Here is a 26105-nt window from a genome sequence, read left to right as displayed (position 1 = left end):
CACCCGCGATCAACGGGCAATCAGGCAGGAAGCGAGCGCGCGCCCACCCCCTGGCCCCCTCCCGCAAGCGGGAGGGAGAAGACAAGTCACAGCTTGCTGACGAAATCCTTGTACTTCGTCTCGTCCATCAGCCCTTCGAGCTGATCGGGATGCGTCAGGCTCAGCTTGAAGAACCAGCCTTCGCCTTCGGGATCGGAGTTCACCAGCGCGGGATCGTCACCCAGCGCTTCATTGGCCTCGGTGACGACACCGCTGACCGGCGCATAGACGTCGCTCGCCGCCTTGACGCTTTCGACCACCGCGGCTTCATCGCCGCGCGCGAATTCGCGCCCCGCCTCGGGCACTTCGACGAACACGATGTCGCCGAGCTGTTCCTGCGCATAATCGGTGATGCCGACCGTCGCCGTCTGGTTTTCGACTTCGATCCATTCATGGTCTTCGGTGAAGTAACGGCTCATCGCATCAGCCTTTCTTGCGGACATAGCGGTGGGGAATGAAGGGCATCGGCGTGACCGTTGCCCGATGGATCTTGCCGCGTTGGGCAAGCGTGATTTCAGTGCCGGGCGCGGCCAGCGCGGTCGGCACATAGGCCATGCCGATCGGCGCGCCGACGCTCGGCGCGAAACCGCCCGAGGTGACCTTGCCGACTTCGCTGCCATCGGCATCGACCACCATCGCGCCTTCGCGCACCGGCTGGCGTCCCTCAATGGTCAGGCCGACGCGCTTGGAGACACTGCCCTGTTCGCGCTCCATCAGGATGCGCTCGGCGCCGGGGAAACCGCCTTCCTCGCGCCGCCGCTTCGACAGCGCAAAGCCCAGATCGGCAGCGATCGGCGTGGTTTCGAGGTCGATGTCATGCCCGTAGAGCGGCAGCCCAGCCTCGAGCCGCAGCGAATCGCGCGCGCCCAGGCCGATCGGCTTGACCTCGGCCTGTTCAAGCAGCGCGTCGGCGAAAGCGACCGCGCAATCGGCGGGAAGCGAAATCTCGAACCCGTCCTCGCCGGTATAGCCCGAGCGGCTGACCCACAAAGGATTGCCCTGCCAGTCGAACGCGCCGGCGGTCATGAAGACGAGGTCGGCAACGCCCGGCACCAGTCGCTCGAGCGCCGTTACGGCTTCGGGGCCCTGCAGCGCGAGCAGCGCCTGTTCGTCGAGATGCGCTATGCGGATATCGTCGGACAGATTCTCGCGCAGCACGCCCAGATCGTCCCATTTGGTCGCGCCGTTGACGACCATGTAGAAAGCGCCGGCATCTTCCTCGAATGCATTGTTCGCGGGCAGGCGCGTGACCATCAGATCGTCGTGAATGCCGCCATTTTCGGCAAGCAGCAGCGAATAGCGCATGCGGCCCTCGCCGAGCTTCTGAAGCTCGCCCGGCAACAGGCTTTCGAGCGCAACGTCGACGCCTTCGCCCGAAAAGAGCAGCTGGCCCATATGGCTGACGTCGAACAGCCCGGCATGTTCGCGCGTCCAGAGATGTTCGGCCATGATGCCTTCATACTGGACAGGCATTTCATAGCCCGCGAACGGCACCATCCGGCCGCCGCGTTCGCGGTGCCAGCTATCGAGCGGCAGCTGCTGCGGCCCCGTCTCTTCGCTATTGTCCTGGACCAATTCGCTCATCAGCCGGTCTCCGTGCAGTCAACAGGGGACGGAACCGGCCTTGCCCGGCATGTTCCATCGCCCCCTCTGTCACGGAACCTGAGAGCTTCTCCCGGACGGCAGCGCCATACCGGACTTACCCCTTCGGTGGCCCCGCCATGCGGCGAGGCGCTTTCCAGAGTGTCGTGCGCACGCGGTCCCGTTTGCCTGAGAGATTCCGGGGCGGTTGCTCCTTCGGCGGTGCCGGCCTTTACGCCGTCACACTCTCCCGCATGCACCTATGACGATATTTCGCCATCGACTCCTAAAGAGTGGACGGCTGCTCGACGCAAGTCAATCGGGGAACGAAACTCCCCGTGAAATCCGTCGCCTTGACCACCCGGCTCAGCGTGTCGCGTTGTAGCGCAGCTGGTCTTCGGTGAGCTGGAAGCCGACCATCGCCTCGAACGTCGCGGCGAGCAGCGCCTGGCGGATCGCCGGGTCCGAAAGCGGATCGATCGCTGCGCCTTCCTCACCCGCGCGACGGCGCTCGGTAAGACGGTCGCGAACCGCTTCTGGCAATGTGGCGGCCGCGCGCGATACCGAAGTGGAAGCCGTGCCGCTGGTGCTCGCGCGATCGGCCCCCGCCGCGAAATCGAGCGTGACCTGCCCGACGCGCTTGGCGATCACCGATTCGCCGCCGCGCACCACGGTGATGAAATAGGGCAGCGTCACGCTCCGCGCCGCGCCCGCATCGCGACGACGCGCAAACACCTCGAACGCGACGTCGGTGACGATCTGTTCGCCGGTCTCGTTGCAGGTCGACGTGACGTTGGTCATCGTCGCAGTCACGTCGATCGCGCTCGCATCCCGGCTGTCGGCGGGATCGAACAGCGTGATGTCCCCGGTCCCGGCCGGGATCGCGACGACCGGACAGGCGGAACGAACCGCATGGATGCCGCCCTGGGCGATCGTCCCTTCACGGCTGCATCCCGCAGCAAGGGCAAGGACGATCAACGGCGCGGCAAATTTGCGAAGCGACACGGGGCGGTTCACCTTTCCAACATGGAGAGGGCCGCCACGCGAGCGACCCTGGAAACGGCGCGCACCATAGGAACCGCCTTTGCGCCGCGCAAGCAATCGCGTACAGGCGGACGGCGATGACCGATGCGACCAAACCCTGCCTCGAATTGCTGATCGCCGCACCGCGCGGCTTCTGCGCCGGAGTCGACCGTGCCATCCGCATCGTCGAACTGGCGATCGAGAAATACGGCCCCCCGGTCTATGTCCGGCACGAAATCGTGCACAACAAATATGTTGTCGACGCACTGAGAGAAAAAGGCGCCATTTTCGTCGAGGAACTCGATCAGGTGCCCGATGACGTCCCCGTCGTGTTTTCTGCGCATGGCGTGCCCAAGGCCGTACCCGCCAAGGCCGCCGAGCGCGGGCTTTCCTATCTCGACGCAACATGCCCGCTGGTGTCGAAAGTGCATCGACAGGCCGAACGGCTGGTGGCGGCAGGCCGCCACATCCTGTTCATCGGACACAAGGGCCATCCCGAGGTGATCGGAACTTTCGGCCAGGTGCCCGAGGGTTCGATGACGCTGCTCGAAACCGTCGCGGACGCCGAAGCGCTGTCTCCGGCCGACCCCGACAATCTGGCGTTTCTGACGCAGACGACGCTGTCGGTTGACGATACCGCCGCCACGCTCGCGGTGCTCCATCGCCGCTTCCCCACGATCGTCGCGCCCAAGGCCGACGACATTTGCTACGCTACCTCGAACCGGCAGGAAGCAGTGAAGGCGATCGCTTCCTCGGTCGATCTGATGCTGGTGATCGGCGCGCCCAATTCCTCCAATTCGCTGCGCCTCGTCGAAGTCGCCGAGCGCCAGGGCACCGACGCCCATCTGATCCAGCGCGGTCAGGACATCGATCACGGCTGGCTGGCGGGTGTCGGCAGTATCGGCATCACCGCGGGCGCCTCGGCACCCGAGATTCTGGTGCGCGAAGTCGTCGATCATCTGAAGCGACATTTCGACATAACCGAGCGCGAAGTGACGACGGCTGAGGAAATGATCGCCTTCAAGCTGCCGCGCGGCCTCGAAGCCGCCTGATCCTATGGCAGTCTATACGCATGTGTCGGCCGAAGCGCTGGCGGAATTTCTGACGCGCTTCGATGTCGGCGAACTCGTCTCCGCCAAGGGCATCGCCGAGGGCGTCGAAAACAGCAATTACCTGGTCGAGACCACGCAGGACCGCTTCATCCTGACGCTCTATGAAAAGCGCGTGGCGGCCGACGACCTGCCCTATTTCATGGCGCTGCTCGATCATCTCGCCGCCAAGGGGCTGCCAGTGCCGCCAGCGATCAAGGATCGCGAGGGCCGCGAAATCCATGAACTGGAAGGGCGACCCGCCTGCCTTATCAAATTCCTACCTGGCGTGTCGCTCTCGCATCCCAACGTGGCGCAGGCGCGCGCTGCGGGGGAAGCGCTGGGAGCGATGCATCAGGCGGTTGCCGATTTTCCGCTGGACCGGCCCAACTCAATGGGATTCGAAAGCTGGAAACCGCTGCTCGAACGTTGCGGGGAAAGCCTCGATGGTATCGCGCCGGGCCTGTATCGCGACCTTGATTTCGCGCTGGGCGACCTCGCGGAGACCTGGGACCGTCAGGGGCTGGCGCGCTGTGCGATTCATGCCGATCTCTTTCCCGACAATGTGCTGATGCTGGGCGACGCGATAACCGGGGTGATCGATTTCTATTTCGCCTGCACCGACATCCGGCTCTACGACCTCGCGGTGGCGCACGCGGCCTGGTCGTTCGATACGACCGGCGAACACTATGATGAAGCAGTCGGCAATGCGTTGATCGAAGGCTATTCGCAGAGCTTTCCGTTGAGCGAAGTCGAACACTCGGCCTTTCACGATCTCGCGGTCGGCGCGTGTCTACGCTTCACCCTGTCGCGCGCCTGGGACTGGCTCAACACGCCGGCCGACGCACTGGTGACACGCAAGGATCCGCTGGCCTTCTGGCGGCGCGTCAAGGTCTATGACCCCGATCTCGCCACGCTGTTGCCGACGCTGGCATGACCGCAATGAAGCATGTCGAAATCGCCACTGACGGCGCGTGCAAGGGCAATCCGGGCAAGGGCGGCTGGGGCGTGGTGCTGCGCATGGGGACGACCGAAAAGGAGCTGTCGGGAAGCGAGCGCCACACAACCAACAACCGCATGGAGCTGATGGCGGCGATCGAGGGTCTGAAGGCATTGAAGCGCCCATGCCGCGTCACGCTGTCGACCGACAGCAAATATGTGATGGACGGCCTCACCAAATGGATTCACGGCTGGCAGAAAAACGGCTGGAAAACCGCCGCGAAGAAGCCGGTCAAGAATGCCGATCTCTGGCAGGAGCTGCTGGCAGCGGCCAAACCGCACCAGATCGAATGGATCTGGGTGAAGGGCCATGCCGGCCACCCCGATAACGAGCGCGCCGACAAGCTGGCCAGCGACGCGGCGATCGCCGCTCGGTAACATTTCCCTGCCCGCCCGGCTGCGCTATTGTTCCGCGAAACAGGGGGGATAGCCGATGACGGTCGAACTGGCGGTAGTGGTGTGGGGATGCGTGCTCGCATTCGTGCATATCTTCGCGGCGGTGAGCGCGAAGACGGCGCAATATGGCACCAAATGGAATGTCGGCGCGCGCGACGCGGAAACACCGCCGCCCTCGCCGCTCACCGGACGGCTGATCCGCGCGCAGAATAACTTCTTCGAGACGTTCCCGATCGTGATCGCGCTGGCACTGATCCTGGCGGTGGCGCGGACGCAGACCGAAACGACGCAACTCGGCGCGCTGCTCTGGCTGACCGCACGCATCGTCTATCTGCCGCTCTATGCGCTCGGCATCCCGGTGCTGCGCACGCTCGCCTTCCTGGCCAGTGTGGCGGGTATCGCGATGATGATCGAGCCGCTGATCGCGCCCGCCATTCAGGCGCTCTGGTGAAATATCCAGCGTAGCGAAACGGGGCCGTCGCAAAACGGGCCCCGTTCTTCGTCACCGAAAGAGATCAGCTATTGTCTTCGATCGGCGCGTCCGGGCCATTCTTTTTGATCGAATCGATGGCGTTCTGCGCGCTCGACTTGCTCGAATAGCCTTCGGTCGAGAACATGATTTCCGAATTATACTTGAAACGGACGCGATACTCGCCCGCCTTGTCCTTATAGATTTCAAACTTGTGCGCCATACGGGCCTCCATCGTTGCGAGAGCGCAACCATAGCGGCCGAACCGGAGAGGCCAACCCAGAAGCCGCGCTATGCGGCGAAGCGAGCCGCAGAATAGATTGCCGGATCGATCGACGACACGCTCTCGTCCAGCGCACCGCCCAGCAGCGATGCTGCCGCCAGCTTGGCCGCGGCGGGCGCCGTCTGAATGCCAAACCCACCCTGCCCCGCACACCAGAAAAAGCCCTCCCGAACAGGATCGAACCCGAACACCGGCAAACGATCGGGCGCGAAGCTGCGCAGCCCCGCCCATTTGCGTTCGAGCGCGACGACACGCCAGTCCACGGTGTGCTCCAGCCGGTCGATTGCCGTCGCGACATCGATTTCCTCGGGAGCGACATCGCCGGGCGGCACTCGCGATTCGTCATGCGGGCTGAGCCAAAGTTTGCCGCCCGCCTCGGGCTTGAAATACATGGCGCCGTCAAAACGCGTGACATGCGGCATGCCGGGCGCGGTCGGAGGCTCGGTCCGCAGCTGTACCATCGTCCGCCGATAGGCCGTAATCCCGATCGGTCGCGCTCCGGCCATTCGTGCTACCTCGTCGGCCCATGCCCCGGCGGCGTTCACGACGATATCGGCAGTAAACCGCCCCGCTCGGGTTTCCAGCAGCCAGCGCGTTCCTTCGCGCGTAAGCGAACCAAGCGCCGCGTCGAGCACCAGCGTCACGCCGCCGCGCGCCGCTTTCTTCAGATAATCGCCGTGCAGTGCGCCGACATCGATATAGGCGCAGCTCGGCTCGAAGACGCCAAGCGTCCATTCCGCCCGCAGCCCGGCGACGCGCGCATGCGGATCCACCGGAACCAGCGCGACTCCGCTGCCATCGAATTCGGCAAGAAACGCGTCGCGCGCAGCCGCATCTTCGACGCGACCGATATGGAGCGAGCCCAGCGGATCGAGATAGCCGCCCGCGCGCAGTTCCGGGCCGGAAGCGGTAGTGAGCGGTTGCACCAGCGGCCCGCCATAGGTTTCCGACCAGAAAGCGGCCGAACGCCCGGTGGCGTGATAGCCCGGCCGGTCTTCCGCCTCGAGCATCAGCACGCTGGCACGCGCACCGATCTCGGCGGCCAGACCCGCACCGGCAATGCCCGCTCCCACAATGGCGACGTCGAAATGGCTCAACGGCGCTGCGCCCTCGCCGCAAGAAACAGCTCGATCTCGCCGATCGCGCGATTGCGCACCCGATCCACCTCGCGCAGGATTTCATGCGCGCTTTCCTTGCCGAAACGGACGAGGCGCGCATCGGGAAGTCTCGCAGTGGTCGCGATCACGTCGCGCGGATTGACCAGCTTGTCGACCTGCGAAATCAGCGTCAGCACGGGTACGTCCATCGTCTTGAGACCGGGGTCTTGCCGCAATTCCCGAGTCACGCGAAACGCCTCCATCACCCATTGCCAGCTCGGCGGGCCCGAAAGCAGCGCCGGATCGGATTGCTGCCAGAACAGCTCGTCGGAATAGCGGTCGCGGTCGTGCGTCAGCAGCTCCTGCCGCGTCTCCGTGGCGCGCGGCGTATCCTTGCCGCGCCAGGCCGGACGTGCTGAATTGCCGATCCCGCCGACCAGCCGGGCCATCTTCTCGGCCAGCCAGCTTCCGAACATCGTGCGAATGCCCAGCATCGGCGCGATCAGCACCGCCGCATCGGGGCGCACACGGCCGTCGACCAGCACGCGCAACAATATCTGACCGCCCATCGAATGCCCCATGACGACATGCGGGCCGGGCGTCGCCGCCACCCAGTCGGCGGCGAATGCCTCCAGATCCTCGCCGAAGCGATCGAAACTGTCGATATGCCCGCAGGTGGGATGATCGGAGCAGCGCCCCGATCCGCCCTGCCCGCGCCAATCGAACGACGTGATCGTCCAGCCCTGACCGTGCCAGTGGTGGAACAGCTCGAGATATTTCTCGAACAGGTCGCCCCGCCCGGTGAGGAACAGGATGCTGCCGCGCGGACGGGCATCCTCCACCGGCCAGGCAAAGGAACGCAGCGGCCAGCCGTCCGCGGCCGACCAGCTGGTGACTTGCGCGCCGCGGGGAATCGTGCGGCGAATGGATTCGGAAGCGGTCATCGCTGGCTTGGTTACGTTTTGGAAAGCCGATCCGTCTAGGGATTTGGCGCTATGGGGGCATATGTTTGTGCCATTCTGCTCATAGCGCTTGCGCTGTTGCTGGTCTCGGCCGGCATCGAAGACGCGCGCCGTCGTGAAATCGCCAACTGGAAAAATGCCGCCATCGCGCTGATGGCGCCGCTTTGGTGGTGGGGCGCGGGGCTTTCGCTCTGGCCCGACATCGCGATCCAGATCGGAGTTGCGGCGCTGGTGTTCGCGCTGTTCGTCGGCGCCTTTGCGCTCGGCCAGATGGGTGGCGGCGACGTCAAGCTGATCGGCGCGCTCGCGCTTTGGCTGCCAATCCAGCCGCTGATCTGGATGCTGATCCTGATGTCGCTGCTCGGCGGGGCGCTAACCCTGTTGCTGGTCGTCGAGCGATATTTCCGCCGGACCAGGGAAGCATTGGAGATTCCATATGGAATCGCGATCGCCCTCGCGACGCTGATCGTACTTCGCGAACCGATTCTTAACCAGTTCGTGTGAATGCTTAATCCCGGATCAACCCCGGCCGACTGCAATGAAAAAGGGCCTCGTGCGTCATGGATGGTAGGAAGATAATTCTGCTGGTGGGAGCGCTGGTCGTGGCGCTGATCACGGCGTTCATGGCGCGAAACCTGATGGTGGGCTCGTCCGCCCCGAGCGCCAATGCGGTAGCCGTGCAGCCCGGCCAGCCTTCGAAGGAAGTGCTGGTCGCGACTCGCGAATTGCCCGTCGGCACGATCCTCGACGCCAGTGCGATGAAATTCGTCGCCTGGCCCGAAGAGCTGATCGAAGGCGCCTATTATCTCCAGGAAGACACCGACCCCGCGCAGTTGCAGGGCACGGTGGTGCGAATCGCCATCCCCGCCGGCCAGCCGGTCGCGCAGGGCGCGCTGGTGAAGCCGGGCGATCGCGGCTTCCTTGCCGCCGCACTCGGTCCGGGCATGCGTGCCGTGACGGTGCCGGTTTCCGCCCAGTCCTCGGTCGCGGGTTTTGTGTTTCCGGGCGACCGGGTCGATCTCATCCTGACGCAGGAAGTCGCCGGCGGCGGCGATGGTCCGCCGCTCAAGGCTTCGGAAACGGTACTGCGCAACCTGCGCGTGCTCGCCACCGACCAGCGCACCGACCAGCAGAAGGACGAAGAAGGCAACACCGTCGTCAATCCCTATTCCACGGTGACGCTGGAAGTGACTCCGCGAATCGCCGAGCAGATTTCGGTGGCGCAGACGATCGGCCAGATTTCGCTTTCGCTGCGCTCGATCGCGGACAATTCGCAGGAGCTTGAGGAAGCGATCGCCAGCGGCGAAATCGATGTGCCCGAAGACGCCGACGCCGAAAGGGCAATGCTGGCCCGCCGCGAAGCCGCGCCGATCAGCGGCCGTTCCACCTATTCGACCGGTGCCGATATCTCGCGTTTCCAGCGCTCGACCGTTCCGGGCAAGGGCGAGGAAACCCGCCAGTTCAGCCCGCCGCCGGGTTTCCGGCCCGATACCGCGAACACGCCGCCAGCCGCGATGCCGGTGCCGACAGGCCCGGTCGTCCGCGTCGCGCGCGGCAACAATCTTACCGTCGTACCGGTCGGTCAGTCCGGTGCCGCCACGGGGGGAAATAACTGAGATGTCCCACTTCACCGCCCCGACTCGGCTCGCATTCGCCGCGATGCTCGCGACCGGCGCCAGTGCCGGCATCGCAATCGCGCCGGCAGCCGCCCAGTCCGTGCCCGCGCCCACGACCAGCATGGAAGTGGCGACCGGCAGCGGTCGGCTGATCAACGTCGATGCGCCGATGGCTGAGGTCTTCGTAGCCGATCAGAGCATCGCCGACGTCCATATCAGCTCGTCGCGCCAACTCTATGTCTTCGGCAAGAGCCAGGGCGAAACCACGGTCTACGCCACCGGCAACAACGGTCGCGTCGTATATTCCGCGACGGTTCGCGTCGGCAACAACATCGATTCGATCGCTTCGATGCTGTCGCTGGCAATGCCCGAGGCCAGCATCACCGCAACGCCGATGAACGGCCTGATCCTGCTCACCGGAACGGTGAAAAGCCCCGACGATGTCGCCGAGGCCGAACGACTGGTACAGGCCTTTGTCGGCGACGAGGTCAAGATCATCAGCCGCCTGCGCACGGCAGTGCCGCTGCAGGTCAATCTGCAGGTGCGCTTCGCCGAAGTCAGCCGCAGCTTCGTCAAGAATATCGGCGTCAACCTCGCCTCGGTCGATTCGAGCAGCGGCTTCAAATTCGGCGTCGGCCAGGGTCGCGACTTCTACGAACAGTATTCGCCCGGCGGACCGGTGGGAGTCGGCACGGACGGGACGACCGGCACGACGGTTGTCACCAATCCGGCGACCGGCACCGCGCTCTATGGCGCCGGGCGCGTGCTTGGCCTCGATCTGCTCGGCTCGCTCGATCTGGGCGAAACGATCGGCCAGGTGACGACGCTCGCCAATCCGAACCTCACATCGCTTTCCGGCGAAACCGCCAATTTCCTCGCGGGCGGCGAAATCCCGATCCCGATCGCGCAGGGGCTGGGCGCCGTTTCGGTGGAATACAAGCAATATGGCGTCAGCCTGTCCTTCACGCCGACGGTGTTGTCGGACGGTCGTATCTCGCTGCGCGTTCGCCCCGAGGTTTCGCAACTTTCCTCGGCTGGTGCAGTACAATTCCAGGGAACGACCATTCCCGCAATCACCACCCGGCGCGTTGAAACAACTGTCGAGCTGGGCTCGGGCGAAAGCTTCATGATTGCCGGGCTGCTGTCCAACACCCATCAGAATTCGATCGACAAGGCCCCGGGCATCGGCGACCTTCCGGTCCTCGGCGCGCTGTTCCGTTCGAATGACTTTCAGCGCAGCGAAACCGAGCTGGTGGTCGTCATCACGCCGTATCTGGTGAAACCGGTCAACGGCAGCGACATTCGCCTGCCGACCGATGGCTATCGCGCGCCCAATGATTTCCAACGCGTGTTCGGCGGCCAGCTGAGCGGCTCGGCCGAAGGCGAGCCGCGACCGCGACCGATGATGGCGCCGCCGCAGCAGGGCGCCGCGCCCGCGATCGGATCGGCGCAACCCGTTCCCAATCAACCGGCGGCATCACCCGAACCGGAGGCGCGCCAGAATGACGACCGGCGTGGTTCCGGCGATGCCGCCCCTGGATTCAGCCTCAATTGATGTGCCCGAAGGAGACGAACATGACCATGCGCCTAGCGCTGCCCGCCCTTCTCGCTCCGGCGCTGCTGCTGAGCGCCTGCGGAGGCACGTATAACGGGGGTGTCGACTCGATTCACCAGCCGGTGGTGACCCGCAGCGACTATGCCTTCGATCTGGCGACCGCCGGGCCGGGGCTGGCGACGGGCGAAGCCGAACGGCTCGCCGGATGGATGGCGTCCCTGCGCGTCGGCTATGGCGACGTGATCGCGATCGACGATGGCGACATGTATCCCGGCGCGCGCCGCGATATCGCCGAACAGGCTGCCCGATACGGCCTGCTGATCAGCGATCAGGCCCCCGTCACCACCGGAGCGATCGCGCCCGGAACCGTGCGCGTCGTGGTGACGCGCATGACCGCCAGCGTGCCGGGATGTCCCGATCACAGCCGCGAATATCAGCCCGATTTCAGCGCCAGCACCAGCTCCAATTTCGGCTGCGCGGTGAATTCCAATCTCGCCGCGATGGTCGCCAATCCGGGCGACCTGGTGCGCGGTCAGCCCGGTTCGCAGGTCAGCGATCCGGTACTTTCGACTCGTGCGATCCAGACCTATCGTGACAAGGAACCGACCGGCGCGGGCGGGCTGCAGGGCGGTTCGGCCGGCGGAGGGAGCCAGTAAGGTGAACGCACCCTTCAACCCCGGACGCAGCGGAAACCGCGATCCGTTCATTGCCTTTGTCTGCGACGAATCGACCGCCGAAATGCTCCGCCCGCTCGCGGTCGAGCTCGGCTGGGAGCCGGAAAAGGTGAACAAGGGCGGCCTGCGCAACGCAGTGCAGACGCTGTCGGTTTCGGCGAGCCCCAACATCCTTTTCGTCGATCTGAGCGAATCGGGAGACCCGCTGAACGACATCAATGCGCTTGCGGAAGTCTGCGAGCCGGGAACGATCGTCATCGCCACCGGGCAGGTCAATGACGTCCGCCTGTATCGCGATCTCATCGCCTCGGGCATCCAGGATTATCTGCTCAAGCCGCTCAATCCCGACACGCTGCGCGAATCCTTCGTCCAGGCGCAGGTGGCGCTGAGCGCACCCAAGGCAAGCGAAGGCGACGCCAGCCAGTTCCACTGCGGCATCGCCGTGATCGGCACGCGCGGCGGATCGGGTGCATCGACGATCGCGACGTCGCTCGCCTGGCTGCTCAGCGAGCGCAAGCTCCATACCACCGCGCTGCTCGATCTCGACGTGCATTTCGGCACCGGCGCACTCGCGCTCGATCTCGAGCCCGGACGCGGCCTGACCGATGCGATCGAAAATCCCAGCCGCATCGACGGGCTGTTCATCGAACGCGCAATGGTGAAGGCATCCGAACGGCTCGCCGTGCTCTCTGCCGAAGCCCCCATTCATTCCCCCGTCGTCACCGACGGCGCGGCCTATTTCCAGCTGCAGGAAGAAATACGCTCGGCGTTCGAATGCACGGTGGTCGATCTGCCGCGTTCGATGCTGGTGCTGCATCCGCATCTGATCGCCGATATCCAGGTCGCGGTGCTGGTCACCGAATTCACGCTCGCGGCGGCGCGTGACATGATCCGCATTCTTTCCTGGTTCAAGTCCAACGCGCCGCAGACCCAGCTCATCCTGGTCGCCAACCGCGTTCAGCCGGCGGCACAGCTCGAAATCAGCCGCAAGGATTTCGAAGGCTCCATCGAACGCCGGATCGACTATTTCGTGCCGTTCGAACCCAAGCTGGCCTCGCAGGCCGCCAAGCTGGGCAAGCCGCTTGCCGAGGCAGGCAGGAACGCCAAGGCGCTGGCGCCGCTCAACGATCTTGCCGATCGCGTCGCCCTCTGCGCCGAGGCGGATGACGGTGCGGGCGAGACCGGGGCCGAGAGTGGCAAGGGCAGCTCGCTGCTTGCGAAGCTGATGCCGCAGAAAAAGACCAAGCCGGCACCGAAGAAGAAGTGATTGGGCGCGCCGCGTACGGCGTGCCGGGTATGAAGCGGAGGCGAAAGCCAGCATGGACATGCTGCCCTATATGATGATCGCCGCGGGTGCCTTTGGCGTCCTCGCGCTGCTCGTCTTCGCCTTTTCGGGCCCGTCACCCAAACAGGCCGGCGCGCGTCGCCTGGGCGCGGTACGCCAGCGTTACGCGGCGACCAACTCGATGGCCGCGGCGATGGAAGCGCAGATGCGCCGCATCACTGCCAATCGCGCGACGCGCATGGACGCCGCCGCTGCGCGTTTTCTTCCCAATCCCGCGCTGCTGGGCAAACGGCTCGCCGCGACCGGCATGGGCTGGACGGTGGGTCAGTACGGCATGGCGACACTGGGGCTGTTCGTCGTCACCTTCGCCGCCGCCTTTTTCCAGGGCGCGCCGGCGCTGCTCGCGCTTCTGGTGGCGGTGTTCATCGGAGTGGGACTGCCGCACTTCGTGGTAGGCTTCTTCATCGGACGCCGCGTCAAGAAATTCACGATCAAGTTCCCCGACGCGATCGAACTGCTCGTGCGCGGCCTGCGTTCGGGGCTGCCGATCACCGAGACGATGACGGTCGTCGCGCAGGAGATCGACGGCCCTGTCGGCGAGGAATTCCGCGCGGTTTCGGACAAGATGAAAATCGGGCGCTCGCTCGACGCCGCGCTTCAGGAAACTGCCGAGCGGCTCGGCACGCCGGAATTTCAGTTCTTCACGATCACCATCGCCATTCAGCGCGAAACCGGCGGCAATCTCGCCGAAACGCTGTCCAACCTGGCCGAGGTGCTGCGCAAGCGTTCGCAGATGAAGCTCAAGATCAAGGCGCTATCGTCCGAATCCAAGGCTTCGGCCTATATCGTCGGCGCCCTTCCCTTCATCGTCTTCGGCATGATCTGGATGATCAACCAGGGCTATATGATGAACTTCTTCATCGATCAGCGGCTGATGATCACCGGTATCGGCGGGCTGGTGTGGATGGGCATCGGCGCCTTCATCATGGCCAAGATGGTCAATTTCGAGATCTGAGGAGGCGGACGTAATGGAAAGCACCGCCGGCCCCTCGATCATGGGTATCGACGTCTTCTGGGTCGCAACGATGCTGGCGGCCGTGGCAGCGGGCGCAGTACTCTTCGCGATCTATACGGCGTTGACCGCGCGCGACCCGATGACCAAGCGCGTCAAGGCGCTCAACGAACGGCGCGAGCAGCTCAAGGCGGGCATCACCGCGTCGACATCGAAACGCCGCGCCAAGCTGGTCCAGCGCAGCGATGCCAGCGACCGGATGCGCAACCTGCTCACGTCGCTGAAAGTGCTGCAGGAAGAACAGGTAAAGGCCGCGCAGATCAAGATGGCGCAGGCCGGCATCCGGCGAAAGGAATGGGCCGTCGCGGTGATCTTCGGCCGGCTGGTGCTGCCGATCGTGATCGGCGGCACGGCGGTGTTCCTGGTCTACGGAACCGACATGATCGCGGACTGGAGCGCGCTCAAGAAATACGGCGTCGTCGCCGTCGCCTTCCTGCTCAGCTACAAGGCCCCCGACCTCTATCTGAAGAACAAGATCGACAAGCGCTCGGCGGCAATCCGCAAGGGGCTTCCCGACGGACTCGACCTGCTCGTGATCTGTGCCGAAGCGGGACTCACCGTCGACGCGGCATTCGCCCGCGTCGCGCGCGAACTGGGCAAGGCCTATCCCGAACTGGGCGAGGAATTTTCGCTGACCGCGATCGAGCTCGGCTTCCTTACCGAACGGCGTCAGGCGTTCGAGAATCTGGCGATGCGCGTCGACCTCGATGCGATTCGCGGCGTCGTCACGACGATGATTCAGACCGAAAAATACGGCACACCGCTGGCGTCGGCGCTGCGCGTTCTTTCGGCCGAATTCCGCAATGAGCGGATGATGCGCGCCGAGGAAAAGGCCGCGCGACTGCCCGCGATCATGACGGTGCCGCTGATCCTGTTCATCCTGCCGGTGCTGTTCATCGTCATTCTCGGCCCGGCCGCCTGCTCGATCAACGACGCGCTGCTTACAAGCTGACGCCGGACGAATCTTGGCTGTGGCACATCGGCGCCGCTCGGGTTACTCTCCTGTTCACGACAGGGGAGGTCGCTCATGCAGGGATTGCCGTTTCAGACGATCACTGAATTCGTCGCACTCGGTCTCACATTGATCGCTGGCATGTTCTTCGGACTCGCAGTCGCTCCGGGCGGCCGCAAGTGGAAGGAACGCTATCAGGAACTCGATGTCGAGAACGCCGCCTATCGCCATCACGCCGAAACCGATCTGCGCGAGGCGAACCAGCGCGTGCAGCAGCTGGAGGCGGAAAATGCCAGGCTGCAAAAGGCATCGGATACCAAACCGGCCGCCTCCGATCCCGCCCCGGTGACGAAGGACGAGGAAAGCTCGGGGAGCGGATGGCGTGGCTGGTTCGGCTGGGGGCGCGACAATCTTTCGCGTATCTCCGGCATCGATGAGGCGCGCGAAAAGCGTCTCAACGAACTCGGTATCAAGACCTATCGCGAAATCGAGAAGATGACCGCGGAGGACGAGGCCGCGCTCGAACAGCGGCTCGATCTGGAAAGCGGCACGATCGGCAACCAGGAATGGCGCGAGCAGGCGGCGCTGCTGCGCACCGGCCATGAACAGGAACATGGCAGCCGGTTCACCGAGAAGGAAACGGCCTGAATCGCACCGGCGCGACGGAAAGCTTCAGGCCAGTACGCCGCGCTGATAGGTTTCGCTGACCAGCGCCAGCGCGCGGCCGTCTCCGGCCTGGACCAGCGCATCGATCTGAAGCACGGCGTCAGGCACATTGCCCTGCCCGTCCCACAGCCGCACGGTGCGCAGCGGAACGCGGCGCGGCGCCAACGGCGCGATCACTTCGCCATAGGGCCGATCGCTGTCGGCAAGCGCGGCTTGCATGTCGGGCGCAAGTCGGCCGGGAACGAACCAGTTTTCGGCGACCGACAACAGCCGTTCGCCGCACATCAGGCGGACGCGGCGATAGATCACCGGCGTATCCGCATCCACTTCCAGCCGCGCGCGCTGCGCTGCGTTCGGTGCCACCGTCAGCGCGCGATCGACATCGGCGCGCACGGGCACGTCGCCGCAGCGGCGCTGCAGCACGATCGTAGCCGTCGGCCCCGCCGCCAGCTCGGCAGCGAAGGCTTCGAGCGATTCCACATCCCGCGCGGTCAGCCGCAACGCCATTGCCACCACCGCACCCGTTGCGCTCACTTCGCCGTGGTCAGCGCGGCCTGCGCCGCCGCCAGCCGCGCGATCGGAACGCGATAGGGCGAGGCGGAGACGTAATCGAGCCCGGTCGCTTCACAGAAGGCGATCGAGGCGGGATCGCCGCCATGTTCGCCGCAAATGCCAAGCTTGATGTCGGGCCGTGTCGCCCGGCCGCGCTCGGCGGCGATTTCAATCAGCTCGCCGACGCCTTCTACATCGAGGCTGACGAACGGATCGCGCGCGTAAATCCCCTTGTCGACATAGGTCGTCAGGAAGCGCGAGGCATCGTCGCGGCTCACGCCCAGCGCGGTCTGCGTCAGGTCGTTGGTGCCGAAGCTGAAGAATTCGCCGACTTCGGCGATCGCACCCGCGCGCAGCGCCGCGCGCGGCAGTTCGATCATCGTGCCGACCAGATAGGGGATCGTCCGGCCCTTCTCCTCGAACACCGCCTCGGCGGCCTTATCGACCACCGCCTTCATCAGCTCGAGCTCCTTGCGGGTCGCGACGAGCGGAATCATCACTTCGGGAATGGGCGCCTCGCCACTTTCCTCGGCAACGTCGCATGCGGCTTCGAAAATGGCGCGTGCCTGCATTTCGTAGATTTCGGGGTATGTGACGCCGAGACGACAGCCGCGATGGCCGAGCATCGGATTGAATTCGTGCAGTTCGCTCACCCGGCGACGCAGCCGGTCGACTTCATAGCCGACCGCTTCAGCGACTTCGGCAAATTCGCTTTCCTCATGCGGGAGGAATTCGTGCAGCGGCGGATCGAGCAGGCGAATGGTGCAGGGCAGCCCCGCCATCACTTCGAAAATCTCGGCAAAGTCCTTGCGCTGTTCGGGAAGCAGCTTGTCGAGCGCGGTGCGGCGCCCGGCCTCGTCCTCGGCAAGGATCATCTGGCGAACGGCAGTGATCCGCCCGGCGTCGAAGAACATATGCTCGGTACGGCACAGGCCGATGCCTTCGGCACCGAATTCGCGCGCGGTGCGGCAATCGTTCGGCGTTTCGGCGTTGGTGCGCACCTTCAAGCGGCGGCCCTTGTCGGCCCATTCCATCAAGGTGGCGAAATCGCCCGCCAGTTCGGGCTTCACTGTCGGCACTTCGCCGAGCATCACTTCGCCGGTGCTGCCGTCGATCGTGATGATGTCGCCCGCCTTCACTTCGCGCGAGCCCACCTTCATCACGCCGTCGGCGGCCTTGATCGCCAGCGACCCGGCGCCGGACACGCAGGCGCGGCCCATGCCGCGCGCCACCACGGCGGCGTGGCTGGTCATCCCGCCGCGCGCCGTGAGGATGCCCTTGGCCGCGTGCATGCCGTGGATGTCCTCGGGACTGGTTTCGATGCGGACCAGGATGACCTCCTCACCCGCCGCGGCCTTCTTCTCGGCGGTATCGGCGTCGAACACCACCTTGCCCGAGGCGGCGCCCGGCGAAGCGGGCAGCCCCTTGGTCAGCACGTCGCGCGTCGCCTCGGGATCGAGCGTCGGATGGAGCAGCTGGTCGAGCGCCGAGGGATCGACGCGCAGGATCGCCTCTTCCTGCGTGATCAGCTCTTCCGACGCCATTTCCACCGCGATCTTGAGCGCGGCCTTGGCGGTCCGCTTGCCGGTGCGGGTCTGGAGCATCCACAGCTTGCCGCGTTCGACGGTGAACTCGATGTCCTGCATGTCGCGATAATGCGTCTCGAGCTTGTCGAACACCGCGACCAGCTCGGCATAGGTTTCGGGCATCGCCTCTTCCATCGAAGCGGCCTTGGCCCCGGCATTCTCGCGCGCGGCCTTCGTCAGATATTGCGGCGTGCGGATGCCCGCGACCACGTCCTCGCCCTGCGCGTTGATCAGGAACTCGCCATAATAGGCGCGCTCGCCGGTCGAAGGATCGCGAGTGAAGGCGACGCCGGTCGCCGACGTCTCACCCATATTGCCGAACACCATCGCCTGAACGTTGACGGCCGTGCCCCAGTCGCCCGGAATGCTGTTGAGCCGGCGATAGACCTTGGCACGCTCGGACTGCCACGAACCGAATACCGCGCCGATCGCTCCCCAGAGCTGGTCATGCACGTCCTGCGGGAAGGGCTTGTCCCAAAGCTCCTTCACGATCTTCTTGTATTCGTCGACCAGCGCCTTCCAGTCCTTGGCGGTCATCTCGGTATCGAGATCGTAACCACGGTCTTCCTTGGCGATTTCGAGCGCTTCCTCGAACCGGCCATGGTCGAGGCCGAGCACGACGTCGCAATACATCTGGATGAAGCGGCGATAGCTGTCCCAGGCGAAACGCTCGTCCTCCGCCTTGGCGGCGAGGCCGGCGACGGTTTCGTCGTTGAGGCCGAGGTTAAGGACGGTGTCCATCATCCCCGGCATCGACACGCGCGCGCCCGAGCGGACCGAGACGAGCAGCGGATCGGCGGCGTTGCCGAACGTCTTGCCGGTGATCCCCTCGATATGCGTGATGCCGTCGGCCACTTCGGCGCGCAGGCTGTCGGGGAAGCGCGCGCCTTCTTCGTAATAGCGGGTGCACATGTCGGTGCTGATCGTGAAGCCGGGCGGCACCGGCAGGCCGATCGAGGCCATTTCGGCCAGATTCGCGCCCTTGCCGCCGAGCAGGTTCTTGTCGCCCGTGCCGCCTTCGGAAACGCCGCCGCCAAATCGATAGACGTACCGCGCGTCGTCGGTCGTATCGTTTGCAGTCGTTGCAGCGCTCGTCATAGTCCCGCCTCCTTCGGTGCCGTCTCTTCTAGCGCGCATTGTACGATGCAACAAGAATGCGCGCAGACGGGCCAACCCGACTTATTGTTGTTCATCGCAACTTTCGATGATTCGATTGCTGTCGCCCTTAGCCTTCGATCCGCGAAAAATCCGCAACGCGATGGACCGCGTTGCGCATCCGCGCGAGCAGATCGAGCCGCGCGGCCCGCTTTGCCGGATCGGCGTCGTTGACCGTCACGGACTCGAAGAATGCGTCGATCGGTGCGCGAAGCGATGCCAGTGCGGCCATCGCGCCTTCAAAGTCTTCATCCGCAACGGCTTTTTCCGCTTGCGGTTCCGCCTCATCAAGCGCGGCAATCAATGCGGCCTCGGCGGGTTCGGGGGGGGAGCCCAACTCTCCCCTCCCGCTTGCGGGAGGGGTCGGGGGTGGGCTCGCGCTATCCGCGCCCGCACCGCCCGAGGAAGCCGGGAGCCCACCCCCAGCCCCTCCCGCTTGCGGGAGGGGAGTGGTTTCGCCCCACCCTTCCTTCTTCAGGATATTCGCCGCGCGCTTGTACCCGGCGAGCAGATTGGCGCCTTCGTCGGTCTCGACGAACGCCTGCAACGCCTTCACCCGCGCGAGCAGCCGAACGAGATCGTCCTCCCCACCCAGCGCGAACACCGCGTCGATCAGATCGTGGCGAACGCCTGCCTCGCGCTGCTGGACCTTGAGGCGGTCGGCGAAGAAGTCGAGCAAACTACCAAACAATTCTCGCTTACTCGTCAACGTGTAGATAGGCTCCGCGAATACAACGACTTCATCATCTCCAACCTTCAGTATTTTTGTTTCTCGTCCCTGAGAATCGAAACCAAGCCTTGACCCCGGAGTCGACGTTTCGAACAACTTCCTAAATATAAATCGCGGAGTATCTATATTTCCGTAGTTCGCGTGAACCTCACCCTCAGAATACCGAATATTAATTCGATCAGGACCTTTTGATATTTGATCGGAAATCAAATCGTAAAGCTCAGAGATTATATCACACATCGCCAATCGAAGTTTATTGGCATGAAGCAACGTCACAACGCTTATCACTGCTCGACGAAGTGCAAAGGGATCTTTGGATCCAGTTGGCTTCTGGTCAATCGCGAAGAAACTCACCAGCGTATCCAGCTTGTCCGCCAGCGCCACGGCAACACTCACCGGCGCAGTGGGCACATCGTCGCCCTGCCCGACCGGCTTGTAATGATCGCGGATCGCTTCGGCGACTTCCACCGGCAGCCCTTCGGCCTTGGCGAGTTCATAGCCGATAATGCCCTGCACTTCGGGGAATTCGCCGACCGTCTGCGTCACCAGATCGGCCTTGCAGAGCAGGCCGGCCTGCTGCGCCATATCGGCAAATTCCTCCCCGAGCTTGTCTCGGGGAGGGGGACCGCCGGCGGAGCCGGTGGTGGAGGGGTGCTGCACGACATCGGCGGCGCTTCCCTCCGCTTCGCTCCGGGCCCCTCCACCAGCCTGCGGCTGGTCCCCCTCCCCGAGCGAGCTCGGGGAGGAATGGACGATCCCCTCTTCGACCAGCCAACGGGCGAGCTTGGCGATGCGCTGCGCCTTGTCGGCGACCGTCCCGAGCTTTTCGTGGAAGACGATGCGGTCGAGCTTCTTCGCCTGATCCTCAAGCTTCACCTTGAGGTCCTGTTCCCAGAAGAAGATCGCGTCGGAAAGCCGCGCTTCGGCGACCTTGCGGTTGCCCGCGACGATCCGCTCACCGCCGTCCGCCGCGTCGATATTGGCGACGCAGACGAAGTTGGGCGCCATATTGCCCTCGGCATCGCGCACCGAGAAATATTTCTGGTTCACCTTGAGCGTGAGTTCCAGAATCTCGCGCGGCGCGGCGAGCAGGCGCGGGTCGAACGATCCGAGAAGCGGCACCGGATATTCAGTGAGCCCGGCATTCTCGGCGAGCAGCCCGGTGTCTTCGACCAGTTCGAGATTGGCCTGTTTCGCCGCCATCTTCGCGCCCAGCGCGATCGTCGCCGCGCGTTCGTCCTGATCGACGATCACATGGCAGGCGCGCAGCTTCTCGACATAGTCCGCCGCCGATCCGATGGTGATTTCGCCCGGATGGTGGAAGCGATGGCCGAGCGTTGCCGCGCCCGAAGCCACGCCCGCGACTTCGAACGGCACCACGTCGTCACCAAGCAGCGCGACGATGCCGTGCAGCGGGCGCACCCAGCGCAGGCTCTCGGTCGAAAGCGACGCATCGCCCCAGCGCATCGATTTGGGCCAGGGGAAGGCGCGGATCACTGCCGGGATTGCTTCGGCAAGCACATCGGCGGTCGCGCGGCCCGGCTTGTCGATCACCGCGAACCAGGTGTTGCGGCCCTTCACTTCGCGCAGTTCGAGCTGATCGCGGGTGAGGCCCGCCTTGCGGCAGAAGCCGTCGATCGCGGCATCGGGTGCGCCTTCGGGCGGGCCCTTCAGCTCCTCGGATACCGCTTCGGTCGCCTCCGGCAGAGCACGCAGGATCAACGCCAGCCGCCGCGGCGTGGCATAGGTGGTCGCCTCGCCCGCCTTCAACCCCGCCTTTTCGAGTTCGGCACCGAGCAGCTTGACGAGATCCTCGCGCGCCTTGGCCTGCATGCGCGCGGGAATTTCCTCGCAACGGATTTCTAGAAGGAAATCACTCACAGCGACCACCCCGGAAACTTGGCTTCCCATTCGGGCGTCTTGAGTTCGATCAGCTTCTGGCAGCTGCCTTTCGCCAGATCGCGGACGCGGCCGATATAGGCCTGGCGTTCGGCGACGGAAATCACCCCGCGCGCCTGAAGCAGATTGAAATAGTGGCTCGCCTCGATCGCCTGTTCATAGGCGGCAAGCGGCACGTCATTGGCCAGGCAGTTCTCGCATTCCGCAGTCGCCTTCTTGAACAGGTCGAACAGCGCGTCGGTATCGGCGACTTCGAAATTCCATTTCGACATCTGCCGCTCGTTCTCGAGGAAGACGTCGCCATAGGTGACGCCCTCGTCGTTGAACGCCAGATCGTACACCCGGTCGACATTCTGGATATACATGGCCAGCCGTTCGAGCCCGTAGGTCAGTTCGCCCGAAACCGGCTTGCAGTCGAAGCCGCCCATTTGCTGGAAATAAGTGAACTGCGTCACTTCCATCCCGTCGCACCACACTTCCCAACCGAGGCCCCAGGCGCCGAGCGTCGGAGATTCCCAGTCATCCTCGACAAAGCGGATATCGTGTTTGGTGAAATCGATGCCGATCGCGGCGAGGCTGCCGAGATAGAGTTCCTGCAGGTCGGGCGGGCTGGGCTTCAATATCACCTGATACTGGTAATAATGCTGCAGCCGGTTGGGGTTTTCGCCATAGCGCCCGTCGGTCGGGCGGCGGCTCGGCTGGACATAGGCCGCTTTCCAAGGCTCGGGGCCGAGCGAACGAAGCGTCGTGGCGGGGTGAAACGTACCCGCGCCCATGCGCATGTCATAGGGTTGCAGGATCGCGCAGCCGCGTTCGCTCCAATAATCATGGAGCTTCAGGATCATGCGCTGGAAGCTGAGGGGGGCCGGATCAGACAAGATTGTGGCTTCGCAACTACGGGTGGTCGAAAATCGCCCCGCTTTGGCGCAGGCGGCAGGGGGGGTCAATGCCAGCGTCGTTGACAGGATGCGCGCTTCTGGTGCCCATTGACGTCCATGCGGGGAATCATCTCTTCGGCGCTGCGGGGCGCAGTCCTGGCTCTGGCGGCGCTTCCGGCCCTCTTGTCGCTTGCATCGCCGGCATCGGCGCAGCAATTATCGCTGCGCATTCCCTATGCGGGCTATCCGGCCGACCAGCGGCTCGCACTGGGCGGCGAAGCGGTGGTGCCGCCCGAGGAAGCGGCGATGGACGAGGCGATCCGCGCCGAAGTCCTCCGGGTCCGCAAGACCCAGGATTATGTGCCGCGCCCGGCGATCTGGAAAATCGCCGATGCCGATACGACCATCTATCTGTTCGGGACGATCCACAGCCTTCCCTATGGCTTTCGCTGGCGCAATCCCGAGCTGGAAGCAGTGATCGCGCAGGCCGATCTGCTGCTGCTCGAATCACTGGCCGACGAGAATGCGGAGGTGGATTTCGCTCAGGGCGCGACGCGGGACGGCAGCGATCTGCCGCCGCTGCTCGACCGAGTCTCGCATCGCTATCGAGGGCAGCTCGCGGCCCTGCAGCGATCGCTGCCCGACGAGATGGTCGCGCGGCTCGACGCGATGCCGACCTGGCTCGCGGCGATCGGCATCGGCACGCTTCGCGACATGGAATCCGGGGAAATCGAGACATTGGGCGCCGACGACTGGCTTGAGCGCCATTTCAATGCGGTCGGCCGACCCGTTGCAGCGATCGAGGACAGCCAGCAGGTGGTCGTCAATCTCAATGGCGTCTCGGAACGGGCACAGCGCAGGATGCTCGAGGCTGCGCTGGCTGCCCCTGTGCAGCCCCTTGCGACGCTCGAAATGCCTGCCCATGCCTGGGCCCGCGGGGAAGTGGGCCCCGATTCTCCCCTTATCATCCAGTCGGACGGACTCGATCAGTCCTTCGCACTGGCAACGCCGCTGCTCGATGATCGCAACCTCGCCTGGACCGAGGACCTTATCCAGCGGCTCGACGAAAGCAGCGGGGTCATCCTCTTTGCCGCCGGCGCCAGCCATTTCGTCGGCCGGGGGTCGGTGATCGAGCTGCTCGAAGCGCGCGGGATCACGGTCGAGCGCGTGCAATAGGCCATGCCACCACTACGATTCTTCCTCTGTGGGCTGCTGTTGCTCGCCGCGGCCTGCCGCCCCGCGCCGCAACGGAACCGGGATGCCGATCCGGCGCTATGGATCGTGCAGGACGAAGACACGACAATCTATCTGTTCGGGACGATCCACGTTCTAAAACCCGGACTGAGCTGGTTCGATGAGGGCGTGCGCGAGGCTTTCGATGCAAGCGACACGTTGACGCTCGAAACCATCGTCCCCGACGATGCGACGATGCAGGCGCTGGTGCGTGAACTGGGCACCGATGCCGCCGCGCCGCCGCTGCGCGAACGCCTTTCCCCGGCAATGGCGCGAAAGCTCGAAAAGGCGCTGGCGGACGAGGGTATTTCGCCGGGCCGGTTCGATGCGATGGACCCCTGGCTTGCCGCGACGACGCTGGCGTCACTCGAAGTTTCCCGGCTCGGCTATGCGCGGGCCGACGGAGCGGAACAAGTGTTGCGCGAGGCCGCGCGGCAATCGGGCAAGCAGATTCGCGGTCTTGAAACCCCGCGCGAACAGCTCGGCTATTTCGACGGGCTTTCGATGCAGGCGCAACAGGCGCTGCTCGCCGCCACGCTCGACGAGCAGAGCGATACCGAAGCAATGCTGGCGCGGATCGTCGAAGCATGGAGCGCCGGCGACACGAAGGCGCTGGCCGATCTCATCAACGCTGATGTCTCCGATTCGCCCGAGCTGGTCCGCACGCTTCTGGTCGAACGCAACGCCCGCTGGGCGCAATGGATCGCGGCGCGGATGGAACGGCCGGGCACGATATTCGTGGCCGTCGGCGCGGGCCATCTGGCCGGCGAAACGAGCGTGCAGGCCATGTTGGCGCGGCGGGGCCTGGAAACACATCGCGTCGCATACTGATCCCGCTTGCCCTTTCAACGCCCGTGCCCTATAGGCGCGCGCTTGCCGGCGCGGGGACATCCCTGGAGGCCCGTCCGGTGGAATTGAACACGCAATCAAGCGCATTCGGAGACTAGCAAATGAGCGATCAGCTTACGCTGTCGGCCGAGACGCGCGACCGGGTTGGCAAGGGAGCCTCCCGGGCGCTTCGTCGCGAAGGCCGAGTACCCGCCGTCATTTACGGCAACAAGCAGGACCCCGTCAGCATCCACGTCGAGGAAAAGGCGTTGATGAAGCTGATCATGACGGGCCATCTGATGAACTCGGTCGTCATGATCGAAGGCGCCGACAAGAAGGCGATCCGCACCCTGCCCAAGGATGTGGCGTTCGACGTCGTCACCGATCGTCCGGTGCATGTCGATTTCCTGCGCATCTCCGAGCATGCCAAGGTCGAAGTCGCCATCCCGGTCGTCTTTGTCGACGAGGAAGCCTCGCCGGGTCTGAAGCGCGGCGGCGTGCTCAACATGGTCCGCCACGAGCTCGAACTCGCGGTCGATGCGGCGAACATCCCCGATCAGATCGAAATCTCGCTCAAGGGCCTCGAAGTCGGCGATTCGATCCACATCTCGCACGTGTCGCTGCCCGAGGGCGCCGAACCGACGATCACCGATCGCGATTTCACCATCGCCACCATCGTCGCTCCGTCGGCGCTCAAGTCGAGCGAAGGCGACACGACCCAGGGCGATGAAGAAGGCGCCGAAGAAGGCGAAGGCGAAGCCGAGTAAGGCTTTCGTCGGACGCGATCGTTCGATAGGCCGCCTCCGCACCCCGGTGCGGGGGCGGCTTGCGTTTGGGGAAAAGTGACATGCAACTCTGGGTGGGGCTCGGCAATCCCGGGCCGCAATATGCGATGCATCGCCACAATGTCGGCTTCATGGCGCTGGACGCCATTGCCGAAGTGCATGGCTTCTCCCCGGCGAAAAAACAGTTTCAGGGCTGGGTACGCGAAGGGCGCATCGGCACCGAGAAACTGCTGCTGCTCAAACCCGCCACCTTCATGAACGAAAGCGGTCGCGCGGTTCGCGCCGCGCTCGATTTCTACAAGCTGGAGCCCGGCGACGTCACGGTCTTCCACGATGAACTCGACCTTGCTCCGTTCAAGGTGAAGGTGAAGATTGGCGGCGGGACGGCGGGGCATAACGGCCTGCGCTCCACCGACAAGCATATCGGCCCCGATTTCCGTCGCGTGCGGATCGGCATCGGCCATCCGGGTCACAAGGACCGCGTCACCGGCTATGTTCTTGGCAACTATGCCAAGGCGGAGATCGAGGACCTGTCCGACATGCTCGGCGCGATTGCCGCCGAAGCGCCTTGGCTGGCCGAAGGCGACGACGCGCGGTTCATGAGCGACGTCGCGCTGCGCATGCAACCGTAACGCGCTTTTTCGTAATACTGGCATTTCGGGCGCCGACCGCCTATCGGGGCGCCTTTCCTCATAGTTCGGA

26 protein-coding genes and 2 riboswitches are annotated in these 26105 nt (G+C 64.4%); of the genes, 16 read left to right on the top strand and 10 right to left on the bottom strand.

From position 1 onward, the window contains the following. Positions 1-86: 86 nt before the first annotated feature. The 3 genes from gcvH to G5C33_RS04710 form a co-directional block, all read right to left on the bottom strand. Positions 87-458, bottom strand: coding sequence for a glycine cleavage system protein GcvH (gene gcvH / locus G5C33_RS04720; protein ID WP_165326157.1), 372 nt, complete (start codon positions 456-458; stop codon positions 87-89). Positions 459-462: 4 nt separating this feature from the next. Further along, on the bottom strand, positions 463-1623 hold the full coding sequence (gene gcvT, locus G5C33_RS04715) for a glycine cleavage system aminomethyltransferase GcvT (RefSeq protein ID WP_165326156.1): 1161 nt from the start codon (positions 1621-1623) through the stop codon (positions 463-465). A 62-nt stretch (positions 1624-1685) separates the two neighbouring features. Next, positions 1686-1785, bottom strand: a riboswitch (glycine riboswitch). 1 nt (position 1786) lies between these two features. After that, positions 1787-1883, bottom strand: a riboswitch (glycine riboswitch). Between the two features lie 103 nt (positions 1884-1986). Beyond that, positions 1987-2625 (bottom strand): hypothetical protein, encoded by a 639-nt coding sequence (locus G5C33_RS04710; RefSeq protein ID WP_206518634.1) that lies wholly within the window; start codon positions 2623-2625, stop codon positions 1987-1989. Positions 2626-2741: 116 nt separating this feature from the next. Between G5C33_RS04710 and ispH the strand changes: the two genes are divergently transcribed. The 4 genes from ispH to G5C33_RS04690 are packed head-to-tail and all read left to right on the top strand — an operon-like array spanning position 2742 to position 5577. Next, a complete protein-coding gene (ispH, locus tag G5C33_RS04705; protein ID WP_165326155.1) occupies positions 2742-3695 on the top strand; it encodes a 4-hydroxy-3-methylbut-2-enyl diphosphate reductase in 954 nt (317 codons plus the stop codon). Positions 3696-3699: 4 nt separating this feature from the next. After that, a complete protein-coding gene (gene thrB, locus G5C33_RS04700) occupies positions 3700-4668 on the top strand; it encodes a homoserine kinase (protein ID WP_165326154.1) in 969 nt (322 codons plus the stop codon). Further along, positions 4665-5108 carry a ribonuclease HI gene (rnhA, locus tag G5C33_RS04695; protein ID WP_165326153.1) on the top strand — a complete coding sequence of 148 codons (444 nt, stop codon included), beginning with the start codon at positions 4665-4667 and terminating at the stop codon, positions 5106-5108. The genes thrB and rnhA overlap by 4 nt, the downstream gene beginning before the upstream one ends. A gap of 55 nt (positions 5109-5163) precedes the next feature. Further along, on the top strand, positions 5164-5577 hold the full coding sequence (locus G5C33_RS04690; protein ID WP_165326152.1) for an MAPEG family protein: 414 nt from the start codon (positions 5164-5166) through the stop codon (positions 5575-5577). Positions 5578-5641: 64 nt separating this feature from the next. On the opposite strand, the gene G5C33_RS04685 is transcribed toward G5C33_RS04690, so the two are convergent. The 3 genes from G5C33_RS04685 to G5C33_RS04675 all read right to left on the bottom strand — a co-directional run bounded on the left by G5C33_RS04685 (position 5642) and on the right by G5C33_RS04675 (position 7919). Beyond that, a complete protein-coding gene (locus tag G5C33_RS04685; RefSeq protein WP_165326151.1) occupies positions 5642-5818 on the bottom strand; it encodes a YegP family protein in 177 nt (58 codons plus the stop codon). A gap of 68 nt (positions 5819-5886) precedes the next feature. Further along, entirely contained in the window at positions 5887-6975 is a 1089-nt protein-coding gene (locus G5C33_RS04680; protein ID WP_165326150.1) for an NAD(P)/FAD-dependent oxidoreductase, read from the bottom strand. Next, positions 6972-7919: an alpha/beta fold hydrolase gene (locus tag G5C33_RS04675; protein WP_165326149.1), complete on the bottom strand. Its 948-nt coding sequence runs from the start codon at positions 7917-7919 to the stop codon at positions 6972-6974. Before G5C33_RS04675 ends, G5C33_RS04680 begins: the two co-directional genes overlap by 4 nt. A 51-nt stretch (positions 7920-7970) precedes the next feature. Between G5C33_RS04675 and G5C33_RS04670 the strand changes: the two genes are divergently transcribed. The 8 genes from G5C33_RS04670 (at position 7971) to G5C33_RS04635 (ending at position 15739) form a co-directional block, all read left to right on the top strand. Next, positions 7971-8441: an A24 family peptidase gene (locus tag G5C33_RS04670; RefSeq protein WP_165326148.1), complete on the top strand. Its 471-nt coding sequence runs from the start codon at positions 7971-7973 to the stop codon at positions 8439-8441. Positions 8442-8497: 56 nt separating this feature from the next. After that, positions 8498-9553, top strand: coding sequence for a Flp pilus assembly protein CpaB (gene cpaB, locus G5C33_RS04665; RefSeq protein WP_165326147.1), 1056 nt, complete (start codon positions 8498-8500; stop codon positions 9551-9553). Between the two features lies 1 nt (position 9554). Continuing rightward, positions 9555-11108 carry a type II and III secretion system protein family protein gene (locus G5C33_RS04660; protein WP_407698063.1) on the top strand — a complete coding sequence of 518 codons (1554 nt, stop codon included), beginning with the start codon at positions 9555-9557 and terminating at the stop codon, positions 11106-11108. Between the two features lie 20 nt (positions 11109-11128). Continuing rightward, positions 11129-11764 carry a CpaD family pilus assembly protein gene (locus G5C33_RS04655; protein ID WP_165326146.1) on the top strand — a complete coding sequence of 212 codons (636 nt, stop codon included), beginning with the start codon at positions 11129-11131 and terminating at the stop codon, positions 11762-11764. 1 nt (position 11765) lies between these two features. Beyond that, positions 11766-13049, top strand: a complete 1284-nt coding sequence (locus tag G5C33_RS04650; protein WP_165326145.1) for a P-loop NTPase family protein — start codon at positions 11766-11768, stop codon at positions 13047-13049. A 52-nt stretch (positions 13050-13101) separates the two neighbouring features. Further along, the gene (locus G5C33_RS04645; protein ID WP_165326144.1) at positions 13102-14082 is read left to right on the top strand and encodes a type II secretion system F family protein; all 981 of its coding nucleotides are present in this window, start codon (positions 13102-13104) and stop codon (positions 14080-14082) included. A 13-nt stretch (positions 14083-14095) separates the two neighbouring features. Further along, entirely contained in the window at positions 14096-15091 is a 996-nt protein-coding gene (locus G5C33_RS04640) for a type II secretion system F family protein (protein WP_206518633.1), read from the top strand. Between the two features lie 75 nt (positions 15092-15166). Further along, entirely contained in the window at positions 15167-15739 is a 573-nt protein-coding gene (locus G5C33_RS04635; protein ID WP_165326143.1) for a hypothetical protein, read from the top strand. A 24-nt stretch (positions 15740-15763) separates the two neighbouring features. Here G5C33_RS04635 and G5C33_RS04630 read toward each other — a convergent pair whose 3' ends face one another. From G5C33_RS04630 to G5C33_RS04615, 4 genes are all read right to left on the bottom strand, one after another. Beyond that, complete coding sequence (locus G5C33_RS04630) at positions 15764-16291, bottom strand: hypothetical protein (protein WP_228275192.1); 528 nt, start codon at positions 16289-16291, stop codon at positions 15764-15766. Continuing rightward, on the bottom strand, positions 16288-18993 hold the full coding sequence (gene ppdK / locus G5C33_RS04625; protein WP_165326142.1) for a pyruvate, phosphate dikinase: 2706 nt from the start codon (positions 18991-18993) through the stop codon (positions 16288-16290). The genes G5C33_RS04630 and ppdK overlap by 4 nt, the downstream gene beginning before the upstream one ends. 127 nt (positions 18994-19120) lie before the next feature. Beyond that, on the bottom strand, positions 19121-21661 hold the full coding sequence (gene glyS, locus G5C33_RS04620; RefSeq protein ID WP_228275191.1) for a glycine--tRNA ligase subunit beta: 2541 nt from the start codon (positions 21659-21661) through the stop codon (positions 19121-19123). Beyond that, a complete protein-coding gene (locus G5C33_RS04615) occupies positions 21658-22524 on the bottom strand; it encodes a glycine--tRNA ligase subunit alpha (RefSeq protein WP_206518690.1) in 867 nt (288 codons plus the stop codon). Before G5C33_RS04615 ends, glyS begins: the two co-directional genes overlap by 4 nt. A 216-nt stretch (positions 22525-22740) precedes the next feature. Between G5C33_RS04615 and G5C33_RS04610 the strand changes: the two genes are divergently transcribed. The 4 genes from G5C33_RS04610 (at position 22741) to pth (ending at position 26035) form a co-directional block, all read left to right on the top strand. Continuing rightward, positions 22741-23733: a TraB/GumN family protein gene (locus G5C33_RS04610; protein ID WP_165326139.1), complete on the top strand. Its 993-nt coding sequence runs from the start codon at positions 22741-22743 to the stop codon at positions 23731-23733. A gap of 39 nt (positions 23734-23772) precedes the next feature. Beyond that, positions 23773-24621, top strand: a complete 849-nt coding sequence (locus tag G5C33_RS04605) for a TraB/GumN family protein (protein ID WP_228275190.1) — start codon at positions 23773-23775, stop codon at positions 24619-24621. 119 nt (positions 24622-24740) lie between these two features. Further along, on the top strand, positions 24741-25385 hold the full coding sequence (locus G5C33_RS04600; RefSeq protein ID WP_165326137.1) for a 50S ribosomal protein L25/general stress protein Ctc: 645 nt from the start codon (positions 24741-24743) through the stop codon (positions 25383-25385). 80 nt (positions 25386-25465) lie between these two features. Continuing rightward, positions 25466-26035: an aminoacyl-tRNA hydrolase gene (gene pth / locus G5C33_RS04595; protein ID WP_165326136.1), complete on the top strand. Its 570-nt coding sequence runs from the start codon at positions 25466-25468 to the stop codon at positions 26033-26035. Positions 26036-26105 lie beyond the last annotated feature (70 nt).

The sequence above is a fragment of the Sphingosinithalassobacter tenebrarum genome, assembly GCF_011057975.1.
GTDB lineage: Bacteria > Pseudomonadota > Alphaproteobacteria > Sphingomonadales > Sphingomonadaceae > Sphingomonas > Sphingomonas tenebrarum.
The sequence above is the reverse complement of the archived record's forward strand: the minus strand, read 5'-3'. Positions and strand labels throughout refer to the sequence as shown.